A 13715-nucleotide genomic window follows, 5' to 3' on the forward strand; every position below is an offset into this window, starting at 1 on the left:
GGCTGCAGCGACTCGGTCGCGGCGAATCAATCGACTTCAGTCAGTTGACTCGAATCGGCTCGCCGCCGCACTCGCCGTCGGGTTGCAACTGGCGCAATTCGCACTCGATGTCCCAGGCATCGCCGTGGACCGCCAGGAAACGGCGCGTATGCGCGATCGCTTCCTCCTTCGAACTCGCCTCCAGCAAGGCATAACCACCGATCACCTCCTTGCTTTCGGTGAACGGGCCGTCGGTCGCGGTGATCTTGCCGCCGCGCAGGCGCAGGCGCACGCCGTCGGAACTCGGCGTGAGACCGGCGGTGCCGATCAGCACCCCGGCGCGGGTCATCTCTTCCATCAACTTGCCCATGTCGGCCAGCAACTGCTCGGTAGGCGGTTGGCAGGTGGTTTCGTTGATCCGGATCATCGAAAGAAAGCGCATGCAGGTCTCCTGGTGGTCGCATCGATGGAGCGCGGCCGCCGGAAGCTCCGGCGCTTGAAACCCGCTCCTGTCAGGACGACGAACCAGCAGGGCGGAAATCGACACGCCCGCGGAAATCGGTGCAGGGCCGGGACAGGCCGGCCCAGAGCCGCTCGGGCCCTACCCACTTGAGGCCGCCGCGGAGGGCGGCCCTCGGAACTTGCGGCGCCGGCCGAGACCGGCGCCGCGGCGCTCAGGCCTGGTGGGCCAGAGCGAAATCGATGGCCGCGCGCACCGCCGCCGCCTGCGCGGCATTGCACTGCTCCGGCGTGGCGCGCGGGCTGTCGGGATAGACCTCGGTGGTGGTGCGATAGCGGGCATCGGTGATGCCGGCGCACAGGCCGAGCGACTTGACCGGGTAATTGATCACGCCGTGCGCGACCACGGTCGAGCCGATGATCTCGCCTTGGGCGTCGGCCGGGGCGATATGGGTGACTTTCTCGACTGCGGCGATTACCGCCTGCTGGAACTCGGGTTGCGGGTCTTCGCTGTCGCCGACCAGATAGAAGCCATCGGGGATTTCGCCGGGCTCGTAGGGCTTGCCGTCGCGCGCGGCCAAGGCCGGGCGGAACTCGGACTCGTCGCTGTCGGTGGTTTCGTGCAGGTCGATGTGCATCAGCACCTCGGCCCGCACCGGCGCGACCAGGCGCATCAGCGCCGCCGATTCCTCGGCCGGGCTGTTTTCGCGGAATGAGCGGTTCGGGTCGATCGCGTCGACGTTCCAGCGGTGGATGCGTTCGTAGGCCCAGGGACTGACGCAGGGCGCGACCAGCAGATTGATCCGGCCGGCATAGTCGGCGGCATGGCGCTCGACGAATTCCAGCGCGCCGTGCACGCCGCTGGTTTCGTAGCCGTGCACGCCGCCGGTGACGAGCATGCAGGGCAAACCGTCCTGCCAGTCGCGGCTCTTGACCGCAAACAGCGGATAAGCGTCGGGGGCATAGTCGAGACGGCCGTACTCGACCACATCGAAACGCGAGCGCAGACCCTCGATCACGCTGACCACGTCGGCCTGGTAGCTGCGATGGCGGACCTGGCTGGAACGCCATTGCGCGACTTCCGCCGCGCCCCAGGCTTGTCCGGGCGTGCCGATCGGGTAGAAAGCTGGTGCGGTCATCGCGTCGCTCGCTCTGGTGCGTGATGGAAAGGCCGGTATTTTAGCACCGGCCCGGGAAGCGGCCGGTCAAGCGGGCTTCGGCCTTTCTGCACGCAGCCAGGGCCAGGCGGTGAGCCGTCGAAAAAAATTCGCGCCGGAACCAAACACCGTGTCGATTCGTCGGCGCCTCGTTCGTCGAATTGGCACAAGGGCGAAAACCGACCGCCCCAGCCAACCACTCCAGGAGCCGTACCGATGTCCTTCCAGGCCTATCTCGACAATATCCAGACCAAGACCGGCAAGACCCCGGCCCAGTTTCGCTCCCTCGCCAAAAGCAAGGGTTTCGCCGACGCCAAGGGCCTGAAGCCGGGCATCAAGGCTGGCGACATCATCGCCTGGCTGAAGCAGGACTTCGAACTCGGGCAAGGCCACGCCATGGCCATCGTGGCCCTGCTCAAGGGCAGCAAGAAGGAAGGCGACAAGTAAGGCTCTGCCGTACGCAGGCACCGGCAAGACGAGGAGCGCACGAGGCCCGACCGGGCCTCAGGTCGAAGCCCTGCTCGGCAGGGCTCGACTCGGTAAAGCACTCGACTCAAGCGGCACGACGGAACCAACGACGGAGCCAGAGAGCTCGGCGAACCGCAGCCGGCTTCGCGCGATTTATGCGGCCTCGAAGAACATCAGATAGACCAGGCGGCCGTTCTGCAGGCTGTCGCCGAAGCCCGCCCCGGCGGTATGCCACAGCCACGGCCGCAGCAGGATCAGGCGATTGAAGCGCATCGGCACCGTCATCGTCGTCTCCCAGCAGCTGTCGTCGAGGCCGTCGCGCTCGATGATGTCCTGGTGGGCCTCGTCGATCGAGGCATACCCCAGCTCGGCGAGCTCGCGCTCGTTCATCGGGCGGCGATCAGTGTTGGTGCGGCGATGGCGGAAGAAATCGGTGCCCCCGCGGCAGTCCTCGGGACGACTGAGATAGAGCACGCCGGACCAATAACCGGGGTCGACATGAACCTTGCCGCGACCCTGGTCCGAGCCCAGGGTGATGCGGAATTTCGCATGCGACCCCAGCGGCGAGATCACCTTGAGGCGTTCGCCGACGATGCTGGACACGTACTGGGCCAGGCCGTCCAGCTCGATCCGTTCCAGCGAATTGCGCCCGGGGAACGCGCCCTCCTGATCCGGATACGTCAGACGCAAGGCCGCATCGCGCAGCCCGTTCGCGTGCTCGAAAAAGTCGTCGACAACGATCAGGGAAGTGGGCATGGCAGCGGCGGGACGATCAATGAGGGGACGAAGCCGGAAAGAATGAAGCAGCTCAGGGCGAAACGGGAGCGGTCGACAAAGTCAGCAGGCCGCCGGCGAACAGACGATGGCCGGCTTCGATGCGTTCCATCTCGTCCGAAGCCAGGTCGGCGCAACGCTGCCCCAGCAACTGCGTCGCCAGCGCGACCGTCTCCGGCCGCAGCGTGGTGCTCGCATAGTCGTTCAGGCTGCGGCCGCTCGGGTCCAGACTACGCACCAGCGGGCTCAGTTGCACCTGCAGCGTTTCGAAATCCGGCTCGGACGGCAAAGGATGCTCCAGCCGGTCCAGCGCCGCCAGCAAGCTACGCTCGAACGCCGCGACCGACCAGCGCTCCTTGATCAACGCGGCCCCGCGCCGGCATTGCCCGGCGATCGCCTCGCGCTGGCCGAGGTCGCCGAGGATGCGTTCGGCGACGCAGCGATACGCCGCCGGGTCTTGCCGGCCGTCCGCCTGCGCCGCCATCGCCGGCGTTTCCAGCACGGTGATGCCGTTGCCGGGCGGCAGCAGGAAACGGTTGTTGCCGACGCCGTTGGTATAGACCGGGCAACCGTTGTGGACCGACTCCAGCACGTAGAAACCGAACGGCTCGGGAAACCGGTTGTAGGCCAGGGCGAAGTGGCTGGCCCGCATCAGGCGGAACAAGGCGCGCTGGTTGAGGTTCGGCACCGGCACGAAGTAGTCGTCGCAGGAGCGGCCGCTCCCGGCCAGCATCGTGTCCATCGCCCGACGGGCGTCGAGGGTCAGCGACGACTCCGAGACCAGCAATTTGATGCCCTTCGCGCTTGGGCCGCCACGCAGTTCGTTGAGCCAATACATCACGCTCAAGGTGGCGAACCAATCCTGCTTGCCCGGCTGCAACGCATGCCCCCAGACCAGGTCGCCCTCGAGCCGGCGCAGGACCTGCGGCGGGATGTCGGCACCGTAGCCGAAACCCGGGTGGCCATCGGGGCTTTCGACGCAGGGCACCGGCAGTTGCAGGCTGGTCAGGGCGCGCATGCCGTGCGGATTGAGGCAGCTGCGGCGGCGCCAGTTGGGAAAGGCGAAAGTCGCGTGCAGGGTGCGTTCGAGATAAGGCGAGTTCGCGCAATGCAGATCGATGTCGCGCGAGGTCATCCACACGCCGGTGCCGTAGGCCAGGCCGTGATACAGCATCAGGTTGCGCCGCGCCCAACCGCGGCTGGGCGTGCGGATAGACGTGCCGGCGCCGTCGAACAGGGCCACGTCGGACGCCGACGATGCATCCAGCGCGGCCAGGCGCGCGCTCAGCGCGAACGGCAGCATGGCCTCTTCGCCCAGGTCGCTGCGCGGCGGCTCGAACGCACGCACCCGCCAGCGATGACGGGCGAGGATGCTGCCGATCGTATCGTTGACGTAGCCGACCGAGCCGTGAAACGGCGGACCGCCCGTCTTCGACAGCATCAACGCGATAGAGCCGGCCATGCGTACATCCCTGTGCTGATGAAGTTCGGCGACGAGTGCGGCGGCCCTCGTCCTGGCCGAACCTCCCGCGCGCGAAGCAGCGAGAACATTGGACAGAACAGGTGCGGCAGCGGCCGATCGAAGGCCGCGCGCGCCTCTTGGGCGGATTGTACAAGGCCCCTTTGAGCGAACCGAGACTGCCAAGTGGGCCTTGACAGTAGATGCGGACCGAAGGCGTTTGGTTGTATGGCAGAGATACCGCTCCTGCATGGCTGCGGATACGACCCGGCACCCCGTCGACGAACAGCGATCGCGCACCGAAGCAACATCGCGCCAACGCCCCGGGCCGCCGTCAACGCACTCAGGCGTAGCGCGCAGCGACGACCGCCAGCACTGCGTAGCGCGCGGTCTTGGCGATGCTCACCATCAGCAGGAACACTCGCAGTCGCTCCCGCATCACCCCGGCAGCAAGCGTCAGCGGGTCGCCGACGACGGGCAGCCAGCTCAACAGCAACGTCCACTTGCCGTAACGGCCGTACCACGCGCGGGCGCGCGCCAGCGCCGCCGGCTTGACCGGAAAAAAGCGGTGGTGGCTGAAACGCGCCGCTTCGCGCCCGAGCCACCAGTTGACGGTCGAGCCGAGCACGTTGCCGATGCTGGCCACCACCACCAACAACCAAGGCGTATAGCCGGCCACGATCATTCCCGCCAGCACGGTTTCCGATTGCGCAGGCAACAAGGTGGCGGCGACGAACGCGGTGAGGAACAGTCCCAGATAAGCCATCGCGCGCATTCTAGCGTCGCCGCCGCGCCCCTTCGCACGCCAAGCCAGTCGCGCGGCCCAGCATCGGCATCGCCGACAATGCAACGGGGCAGACATTCTTCGTCCTGGACGGACTCGAAAGCTGCCCCGCTGTCTCGCAAGTATCGGCCGTGCGGCGAAGCCCGCGGCCGCGGGCTACGCCTTGATGCTCAGCTCACCAGATCCGTACTCACCAGATCCGCACGCGCTTGTCCGGCGCGAGGTACATCGCGTCGCCCGGCTTCACCTCGAACGCGCGATACCACGGGTCGAAATTGCGCAACGGGCCGTTGGCGCGGTATTGCGAGGGCGAATGCGGGTTGGTCTTGATCTGGTTGAGCAGCGCTTCGTCGCGGTACTTGCCCTTCCAGATCTGGCCCCACGACAGGAAGAAACGCTGGTCGCCGCTCAAACCGTCGATCACCGGCGCCGGCTTGCCGCCGAGGCTGAGCTGATAGGCGGTGTAGGCCATCGAGATGCCGCCGACGTCGCCGATGTTCTCGCCCATGGTCAGCGCGCCGTTGACGCACTGGCCCGGCAACGGGCAAAACTCGTTGTACTGCGCGCCGAGGGCCTGGGTGCGCTGTTCGAAACCGGCGCGGTCGGCGTCGGTCCACCAGTTGCGCTGGATGCCGGCGTAATCCGACTTGCTGCCCTGGTCGTCGAAGCCGTGGCCCATCTCGTGGCCGATCACCGCGCCGATGCCGCCGTAGTTCACCGCCGGGTCGGCGTTGAGATCGAAGAACGGCGCCTGCAGGATGCCGGCCGGGAACACGATCTCGTTGAAGGTCGAGTTGTAATAGGCGTTGACCGTCTGCGGCGTCATGAACCACTCGTCGCGGTCCGGGCGGGTGCCGATGCGGCGGACCTGGTCGTTACGGCCGTAGCGGCGCAGTTGCATGACATTGGCCATCAGGTCGCCCGGGACGATGGCGACGCTGCCGTAGTCGCGCCACTTGTCCGGATAGCCAACCTTGGGACGGAAGCTGGCGAGCTTGCGGTAGGCCTCGGCCTTGGTGCCCTCGCCCATCCAGTCGATCTTCTCGATGTTGCTGCGCAGGGCCTTACGCAGGTTCTCCACCAAGGTCTGCATCGCGGCCTTGGCCTGCGGCGAGAAATGGCGCTCGACATAGAGCTTGCCCATCGCATCGCCGAGGCCGTCGCTGCCGGCGACCGTCGCCACCGCGCGTTTCCAATCGTCGCGCTGGGCCTTCTGACCGCTCAACACCGTGCCGGTGAAGGCGAACGAGGCATCGTCGATCTCGCGGCTCAGCAGTGGCGCATTGTTGCGCACGGCGTGGAAGCTCAGGTAATCGCGCCACACCGGCAAGGGCGTGGCGGCGATCGTCTCGAGCACCGGCTGCACCGCGCTCGGAGTGATCACGTTGACCCGGTCCAGCGCCGGCATGCCCTGCGCCTTGACCTGTGCGGCCCAGTCGTAGCCCGGGTATTGCTTGCTCAGCTCGGCGAAGCTCGCGACGTTATAGGTCTTGTCGCGGTCGCGCAGCTTGGCGCGCTCCCACTGCGGTTTGGCCAGCTCGGTTTCCAGCGCCAGCACCGCCTGTGCGCGCGCCTTCGCATCGCTCACCCCGGCAAAACCGAGCATGCGCTCGATGTGCGCCAGATACGCCGTACGGATACCGACGAAGCGTGCGTCCTGGTTGAGGTAATAGTCGCGGTCCGGCAGGCCGAGGCCGCCGACGCGCAGGCCGACCAGGTACTGATCCGGGTCCTTGCGGTCCAGGTCGACGCCGAAACGCAGCGGCGCGGTGGTGCCATCGAGGTCGGTGCTGCCGAAGGCGGCGACCAGCGCGTCCTTCGAGTCGATCGCGGCGATGCGGTCGAGCACCGGCTGCAGCGGGCGGATGCCGGCAGCGTCGCGGGCGGCGCGGTCCATGTAGCTGGCGTAGTAGTCGCGCAGCTTCGATGCATCGCTGCCCGGCGCCAGATCCTTGCGCTGCTGCAGCGATTCGATGATCGCGTGCACCTGCGCCTCGGACTGGTCGCGCAACATGTTGAACGAGCCGTACGAGGTCTCGTAGTCCTTCAGCTGATAGGTATCGAGCCAGTGGCCGCTGACATAGCGATTGAAATCGTCGCCGGGCTTGACCTTGGTGTCGCGCGCCGACATGTCGACGCCGAAGCTGCCGAGCCGGGGCTGCCCCTTGCCTGCGGCGCCGGCCGCGGAACTTGCCGTGGAATCGGCGGCGTGGACGGAAGGAATAGCCAGCGCGGCGGCAAGCGCCAGGCCCAGGCTCAAACGTGAAGGCTTCATATGCGGTCCCCGCTGGAAAGGCCGCAGCCTAGCGCAGCCCGGCCGGCCTGTCGTAGGCCGTTGGTTTGGGGGGCGCAGTCATCAGCCAGGATTGGCACAGATGGCCGTGATGGCCGCCGGCATAAGTCCTGGCGTCACGGGTTTCCAGCCTATCCGGCCTGATCGCGGCTTGGTGCGGTCCCCGCGACCGAACCCGAGGCCTGGCGGTTCTTTTGGCCGCGATCGGCCTGCCGCGCTATCGTTCCGTCCCACGCTCGGGCGCGCCCCGCTTCGTCGCCTGCGCGCCTGCCGATCATTGTCCCAAGGAAATACCTGCCGTGCCGCATTACTCCGGTCCCCTGCTTACCCGCCCCGACGCCGAAACACTGCTGGCCGCGCGCGCCGCCGGCACCGGCACCTGGACCGGCTCCCTGGATCTGGGGCGTTCGACCGGCGAGGCGCGACTGGAAGCGGAAGCCTGGATCTGGCGCGATCAGCGCTATCGGTATCCGTCCAAGCTCAAGGACCGCACGATCTACCACTGGGACGGCGACGACTTCGCGCCGGTGTCGCGTTTCTCCGGCTCGCTGATCAAGCTGGTGCCGACCGAATGGGGCGCGCCGACCTTCGAGATCGACGGCATCAAGATGCTGCCCACCTCGAAGGCCTCGCCGATCGACGATGCGCAGCGCAAGGTCGCCTTGGTCGAACCGCGCGGCAAGGTCGTGCTGGACACCTGCGGCGGCCTGGGTTATTTCGCCGCCTGCTGCCTCGAAGCCGGCGCCGCCCAGATCCATTCGTTCGAGAAGAACGAAGACGTGCTGTGGCTGCGCACTCTCAACCCCTGGTCGCCCGATCCGGACGCAGCCGCCAGCGGCGGCCGCCTGCAACTGACCCATGCCGACGTGTCCCAGGCCATCGCCCGGATCGCCGATGCCTCGGTAGATGCCCTGCTCCACGACCCGCCGCGATTCGGCATCGCCGGCGAGCTGTACTCGCAGACGTTCTACGATCATCTGGCGCGGGTGCTGCGCCGCGGTGGACGCCTGTTCCACTACACCGGCAGCCCGAACAAACTCACCAGCGGCCGCGATGTACCGCGCGAAGTGGCCAAGCGGCTCGACAAAGCCGGCTTCAAGGCCGAACTGGCGTTGGACGGCGTACTGGGCACCCGACGCTGAACCGCTCCCCGCGACCGAACCGATCGGACCTCAGTCGCGACCGTCGTCCGCACTTGGCGCACCGGACAAACCGCTGCCGCAAGCCATCCAAAGCGTCCTTCATCGGTCGCGCCGACTCGACGCACAGCGACGCCGTGTGCGTCGTCCGATCCTTTCGACCTCGCTAACGCTGACTAACCTTGGCTAACGGCCGATCAACTCGTTGTGCGGTCATCGACCCGACTCATCGCCCGCCGATCGACTGAGCGAGCGAATTTCATCGCGATTTCGCGGCCTGCAAACCTTCCCGTTTCCTGCCGAACCTCGGCAACTCGCGAATCCCGATTCGCGGACCAACTGCCGTTTCACAAGAAACGCGCAGCAAAACAGCAGGATACGAACCGGCAGGTTTCCGAAAGGCGGGCCGCGGCTTTCGCCGTCAACGTGATCGTCGACGCATCGCAATCCATTCAGCCTTTCGATCCGTCGCAGTTCGGACGGGCGTCGAGGACAAGGAGCAGCGATGCGAGGCCGCTCGGACGCGGTCACACCCCATACCCGCGAGGATTGCTCAATGGACTACTTCATCCTGCCCGACCCCGTCGCAGACAACGAGCTCGACTCGCCATCGGCCCTCGCGCTTGCCTTGTCCGGGAACGACGATGCCGCCGCTGCGGACCACGCAAAGCCGCTGCTGGACCGGGGACAGGTCGTTCTCGACAGCGAGCTGCTGCGTCGGCTACGGCAAAGCCGCCTGTTGAGCCAACAGGACCTCGCCGACGACTGTTGGCGGCGCAACATCCGTGTGTCCATCGCCACGATAAAACGGGCCGAATCCGGCCGCGCCGTGCGTTTCCGCATCGCTCACGAGCTGGCCCGCTGCTTCGACGTACCGGTCACGCGGATCGTTCGCGCCGCACCGAACGCGCTCGCAGGAAACGACGGCCCGTAAGGCGCCCTGCTTCCGCCGGAATGCGTTGGAACTGATACCTGCGTGAGCCTTTATTGAAACCGTTTCGACGAATGCCTTCACGAATACTGCGGTTGCAGCGTTGGTTCGCGCGGAGGTGACGATGCATGGCACCTCTCTCCGAATCGCACAGCGGGAACGCAATACCCGACGACCAACCGCCGCAGACAAGTGAACACCGTTTCATTCACTCCGCAGCATCACTCACACCGGAAAGGGAATATCCACATGGCAACCGCGATCAACGTAAGCGCCTGCGACAACGAACTCTACATCGTCGCATCGACCGGAGCCGGTACCTCCGAGATCCTCCACATCACCTCCGGCTACAACGACCCGGTGAGCTACGCCGTCAACCTGAACTCGATCCTGCCGCCGGGCAAGTACGACCTGACCATGGTCGGCATCAACTGGGGCGGCCCGGCGAAGTTCGCCGTCACCGTTGGCACCACACCGTATACCTACAACAACGCCAGCGCACCGGTCGGCGCGGTCTGGAATCAGACGGTATCGGTCACGGTCTAAAGCGCTGATCGGGTAATCCTGTGGACGCAATGGGGTCTGCCACGGATATCGGCAGGCCGCATTGCGTCCACACGGACGATTGACGCAAGAAGCGGCGCGCTCAGGACAAGCTCGCGACGACGACTTGCGAAGGATCGCGCAGCATGCGCCCTGCTCCGGCGTCAGCGGCAGCGATCGTGCGCAGCAAACATTCATCCGCCCATGCTCCGCAGCGGCCGTCCGTGCTCGCCTCGATGGCGGCCGTGCTCGCATCCTGCCTGCCATCGCACTGTAGGCACGGAGGTTGGGAATGAGGTTGAAGCCAAGCAAGAGCGCAACATGCACGTTCGTCCTGTGGTCGGCCCTGGTCCTGGGTATCGCGTCATCGGTGGCGACTGCAGCCGAATCGGTCGGGAACACCACCGAGATCGACCACGCCCTGCTGTGGGGGCGCGACATCGACCAGATCAGCGCGGTCATGGCGGTCAAGCTCGGCTTCCAGGTCAGGCCGGGGCGCAGTGCCGGAGGCGTGGCCAATCGCTATGTGCGGATGGCCGATCGCAGCTATCTGGAGGTGTTCGGCCTGCAACGGGCGGATGCCGAGTTGGACCCGGGCATGCAGGCCGACCAGGCCATGCTTCGCGGTGGCGCGGGCTCGCGGACCTTCGGCCTGCGCTCGTCGATCCTCGACCAGGCGCATAAGTTCCTGCAGCAACAGGCGTTCGTGCCGACGCCGATCTTCACCGCCTCGCTCACCGATCCCGATGGCGACGGCCCGGCCAGGCCGCCGCGCTGGCGACTGTTCGCGTTCGAGCCGCAGCCGCTTTCGAGCAATCTATTCTTCATCGATTACGCCGCGCTGGACCCCACCCCGGGGCGTGTCTCCGACGAGCGCATCGCTCCGCAGCACCCGAACGGTGCCCAGGCAGTGACCGGGTTATGGCTGCTCTCCTCGGACGCCGACGCCGATCGCAGACAGTTCGAGCGGATGGGCCTCGCCGGCGCTACGCCAGTGCGCATTCCGCAGATAGCGGCGCAAGGCTACTGCGTGCCAGTGGGCGAGAAGCGAGTGCTCGTCCTGCAACCCGACAGCCCCGGCGTGGCTGCGCAGGCGCTGCGCAGCGGCGGTCGCCAGATACTCGGCCTCAGCATCGCCGTGGCCGATATCGGGTTGGCGAAAAGGCGAGTCGAGCGCGGATACGAAACCGAACTCGCAAGCTACCGTGGGCTACTCGGCGAGGCCTTCCTGGCGCCGACCCAAAGCGACCTGGGGCTGCTGATCGAGTTTCATGCGTCGTCGCAGGCCGCTGCCTGCGCGAAGGCCCCCGGCTGAATACTCGGGTCGACGACAGGCGGGTTCACATCACCGATGGGCCACAGGTCTTCCGGTTGGTGGCTGCGGCGAGTGAACCTGCCCTTCCTCCCGGTCGATCACGGCCCCCCGATACGGACCGGGACGCACGCATTCGATACCGACGCAGAAGGTCCGCCTGTTGCTGGAACAACACTTGGCGGACCTGGCGCAGGCGTGGCGGCATGACGGCCGAGGTCGCCGTCCGTCGCCTGCCCGATCCCCAGGCCTCATTCATGGCCTCGTCCCTGACTCCGTCTTAATGCGCCCGCTGCTTTAATCTTCGGGTTCCGACCGGCCTGTCGCCGCGCCTGGGGTTGCGAAGCGCGCGACGGGCCATTGCCGTCCCCACCCAGGGGCCGCGACGCTGGCCGCCGTGCCCGCCCTGGCCGAAGTCCATCACGGCTGCCGCGCTGCCCGCGCGCATTCCGGGAGGCCCCATGTACCTGCCGCTGCCCGCGTTCCGCCCCCTCGTCCTGTCTTGCGCCGTCGCCTTGCTGGCGCTCGCTTTACTGACGGTCTCCTCCTGCCGCAACACCGGCCCGACCGCCGACAACCCGCCGGCCCCGGAGCCGGCGGTGTCGCCGCCGCAGTTGGCCATGGTCGGCGCGCATTTGCTCGACGGCCTGGGCGACTACCGCTTCCCGGTCACCAGCCGACACCCCGAGGTGCAGCGCTGGTTCGACCAGGGCCTGATGCTGACCTACGGCTTCAACCACGACGCCGCCGAACGCTCTTTCCTCAAGGCCACCGAACTCGACCCCGATTGCGCCATGTGCTGGTGGGGCGCGGCGTTGGTGCTCGGCCCGCACGTCAACGCAGCGATGGACCCGAAGGAAAACGGCGACGCCTGGACCCGGCTGCAACGCGCACAGGCGCTGGCGCCGAAGGCCAGCGAACGCGAACGCGCCTTCATCCAGGCACTGGCGGCGCGCTATGCGCAGAACCCGCCGGCCGATCGCAAACCGCTCGACCTGGCCTATGCCGAAGCCACCCGCAAGCTCGTGCAACAGCGCCCGGACGACCTCGACGCCGCGACCTTCCACGCCGAAGCGCTGATGGACCTGCAACCCTGGGACTACTACGACGAAAAGCAGCGGCCCAAGGGCGGCACCGCCGAAGTCGTGTCGACCCTGGAATCGGTGATGGCGCGCAACCCCGATCACGCCGGCGCCCTGCATCTGTACGTGCATGCCGTCGAGGCCTCGTCCGCGCCCGAGCGCGGCGCGGCCGCGGCCGACCGCCTGCGCGAACTGATCCCGGGCTCCGGCCATCTGGTGCACATGCCCGCGCACATCTATTCGCGGGTCGGGCGCTGGCACGACGCGGTGATCGCCAACCAACGCGCCATCGAAGCCGACGACGCCTATCTGGAGCTGTGTCGCGGCAACACCCAGGGCGTGTATCCGCTCGGCTACGTGCCGCATAACCACCACTTCCTGTGGTTCGCTGCCAGCATGGAAGGCAGCAGCGCGGTCGCGCATGCCGCGGCCAAGACCACCGCCGAGCGCACCAACCTGCAGGACCTGATGCGCAAGGACGGCTTCGCGGTGCTGCAGCACTACTGGATGACGCCCTGGTTCGAACGCGTGCGCTTCGGCCGCTGGGAGGAAATCGCCAAGGCGCCCAACCCGGCGCCGGACCTGCCCTACGTCACCGCGATCTGGCACTACACCCAGGCCATGGCCGCGGTGCGGCAGCGCCGCCTGGCCGATGCGCAACGCCATCTGGAAGCCCTGCGCCCGCTCGCCGCCGATCCGGCGATGGAAAAGCTGACCGTGTGGAATCGCTACCCGCTGTCGCACGCGGCGCGCATCGCCGAACGCGTCGTCACCGCAGAGATCTCCGCGGCGCGCGGCAAGCACGACGTCGCCGTGGCCGCCTTGCGCGAGGCAATGGCGATCGAGGACCGCATTCCCTACGACGAGCCCCCAGGCTGGCACGCGCCGGTACGGCAAACGCTCGGCGCGGTGCTGCTCGACGCTCGCCGCCCGGCCGAGGCCGAGCGCGTCTATCGCGAAGAGCTGCAGCGCAACCCCGGCAACGGCTGGTCCCTGTATGGCTTGGCCGAAAGCCTGCGTGCGCAGAACAAGAACGCCGAAGCCACCGACACCCAGCGCGAGTTCGCCCAGGCCTGGCGCAACGCCGACGTGCGGCTGACGGCGTCGAGGATGTAGACGACGCCGAGGTAGACGAGGCGGATGTAGACAAGGCCGTTGTAACCGAGGCCGATGTAAACCAGGCCGATACAGGCGACGAGACCCGCCCGAACCTGTCGCTGGCGGCTGCTCGCCCAAGTCCCGGCCCGCCTTTGCGGGCCGCTGGGGACAGTGCGCGCCGCCCGCTTTTTCGGCCGCGGCTGGGGCTATGCTCGCCCTGTCCTCTGGGAGTCGCCG

Annotated in this window: 12 protein-coding genes; 6 read left to right on the top strand and 6 right to left on the bottom strand. The window is 67.1% G+C overall.

What is annotated here, in order from left to right; genetic code table 11:
* Positions 1-40: 40 nt before the first annotated feature.
* Both ACKN61_RS14830 and ACKN61_RS14835 read right to left on the bottom strand, forming a co-directional pair.
* Entirely contained in the window at positions 41-421 is a 381-nt protein-coding gene (locus ACKN61_RS14830; RefSeq protein ID WP_408950183.1) for a YciI family protein, read from the bottom strand.
* A 232-nt stretch (positions 422-653) separates the two neighbouring features.
* Positions 654-1577, bottom strand: a complete 924-nt coding sequence (locus ACKN61_RS14835; RefSeq protein WP_408950184.1) for a M14 family metallocarboxypeptidase — start codon at positions 1575-1577, stop codon at positions 654-656.
* Positions 1578-1811: 234 nt separating this feature from the next.
* On the opposite strand from ACKN61_RS14835, the gene ACKN61_RS14840 reads away from it, so the two are divergent.
* Complete coding sequence (locus ACKN61_RS14840) at positions 1812-2042, top strand: DUF4287 domain-containing protein (protein WP_031370034.1); 231 nt, start codon at positions 1812-1814, stop codon at positions 2040-2042.
* A 174-nt stretch (positions 2043-2216) separates the two neighbouring features.
* Here ACKN61_RS14840 and ACKN61_RS14845 read toward each other — a convergent pair whose 3' ends face one another.
* From ACKN61_RS14845 to ACKN61_RS14860, 4 genes are all read right to left on the bottom strand, one after another.
* Positions 2217-2819 (bottom strand): DUF6445 family protein, encoded by a 603-nt coding sequence (locus ACKN61_RS14845; protein WP_031370035.1) that lies wholly within the window; start codon positions 2817-2819, stop codon positions 2217-2219.
* A gap of 52 nt (positions 2820-2871) precedes the next feature.
* The gene (locus tag ACKN61_RS14850) at positions 2872-4299 is read right to left on the bottom strand and encodes a glycosyltransferase (RefSeq protein WP_408950185.1); all 1428 of its coding nucleotides are present in this window, start codon (positions 4297-4299) and stop codon (positions 2872-2874) included.
* Positions 4300-4639: 340 nt separating this feature from the next.
* Entirely contained in the window at positions 4640-5062 is a 423-nt protein-coding gene (locus ACKN61_RS14855) for a YqaA family protein (protein WP_408950186.1), read from the bottom strand.
* Positions 5063-5270: 208 nt separating this feature from the next.
* The gene (locus ACKN61_RS14860) at positions 5271-7355 is read right to left on the bottom strand and encodes a M13 family metallopeptidase (RefSeq protein ID WP_408950187.1); all 2085 of its coding nucleotides are present in this window, start codon (positions 7353-7355) and stop codon (positions 5271-5273) included.
* A 317-nt stretch (positions 7356-7672) separates the two neighbouring features.
* On the opposite strand from ACKN61_RS14860, the gene ACKN61_RS14865 reads away from it, so the two are divergent.
* From ACKN61_RS14865 to ACKN61_RS14885, 5 genes are all read left to right on the top strand, one after another.
* A complete protein-coding gene (locus ACKN61_RS14865) occupies positions 7673-8515 on the top strand; it encodes a class I SAM-dependent methyltransferase (RefSeq protein WP_408950188.1) in 843 nt (280 codons plus the stop codon).
* Positions 8516-9068: 553 nt separating this feature from the next.
* On the top strand, positions 9069-9446 hold the full coding sequence (locus ACKN61_RS14870; protein WP_408950189.1) for a helix-turn-helix domain-containing protein: 378 nt from the start codon (positions 9069-9071) through the stop codon (positions 9444-9446).
* A 246-nt stretch (positions 9447-9692) separates the two neighbouring features.
* Positions 9693-9989 carry a hypothetical protein gene (locus ACKN61_RS14875; RefSeq protein ID WP_408950190.1) on the top strand — a complete coding sequence of 99 codons (297 nt, stop codon included), beginning with the start codon at positions 9693-9695 and terminating at the stop codon, positions 9987-9989.
* 295 nt (positions 9990-10284) lie between these two features.
* Positions 10285-11301, top strand: a complete 1017-nt coding sequence (locus ACKN61_RS14880; RefSeq protein WP_408950191.1) for a VOC family protein — start codon at positions 10285-10287, stop codon at positions 11299-11301.
* A gap of 458 nt (positions 11302-11759) precedes the next feature.
* A complete protein-coding gene (locus ACKN61_RS14885) occupies positions 11760-13496 on the top strand; it encodes a hypothetical protein (protein WP_408950192.1) in 1737 nt (578 codons plus the stop codon).
* The last annotated feature ends 219 nt before the right edge of the window (positions 13497-13715 follow it).

The sequence above is a fragment of the Lysobacter sp. Hz25 genome, from assembly GCF_046097045.1.
Classification (GTDB): Bacteria; Pseudomonadota; Gammaproteobacteria; order Xanthomonadales; family Xanthomonadaceae; genus Lysobacter; species Lysobacter antibioticus_B.

Excerpts from the sequence above, each read along its gene's own strand:
- ACKN61_RS14860 (WP_408950187.1), bottom strand. The coding sequence starts at position 7,355 with ATGAAGCCTTCACGTTTGAGCCTGGGCCTGGCGCTTGCCGCCGCGCTG.
- ACKN61_RS14855 (WP_408950186.1), bottom strand. The coding sequence starts at position 5,062 with ATGGCTTATCTGGGACTGTTCCTCACCGCGTTCGTCGCCGCCACCTTG.
- ACKN61_RS14835 (WP_408950184.1), bottom strand. The coding sequence starts at position 1,577 with ATGACCGCACCAGCTTTCTACCCGATCGGCACGCCCGGACAAGCCTGG.
- ACKN61_RS14830 (WP_408950183.1), bottom strand. The coding sequence starts at position 421 with ATGCGCTTTCTTTCGATGATCCGGATCAACGAAACCACCTGCCAACCG.
- ACKN61_RS14875 (WP_408950190.1), top strand. The coding sequence starts at position 9,693 with ATGGCAACCGCGATCAACGTAAGCGCCTGCGACAACGAACTCTACATC.
- ACKN61_RS14885 (WP_408950192.1), top strand. The coding sequence starts at position 11,760 with ATGTACCTGCCGCTGCCCGCGTTCCGCCCCCTCGTCCTGTCTTGCGCC.
- ACKN61_RS14845 (WP_031370035.1), bottom strand. The coding sequence starts at position 2,819 with ATGCCCACTTCCCTGATCGTTGTCGACGACTTTTTCGAGCACGCGAAC.
- ACKN61_RS14870 (WP_408950189.1), top strand. The coding sequence starts at position 9,069 with ATGGACTACTTCATCCTGCCCGACCCCGTCGCAGACAACGAGCTCGAC.
- ACKN61_RS14840 (WP_031370034.1), top strand. The coding sequence starts at position 1,812 with ATGTCCTTCCAGGCCTATCTCGACAATATCCAGACCAAGACCGGCAAG.
- ACKN61_RS14850 (WP_408950185.1), bottom strand. The coding sequence starts at position 4,299 with ATGGCCGGCTCTATCGCGTTGATGCTGTCGAAGACGGGCGGTCCGCCG.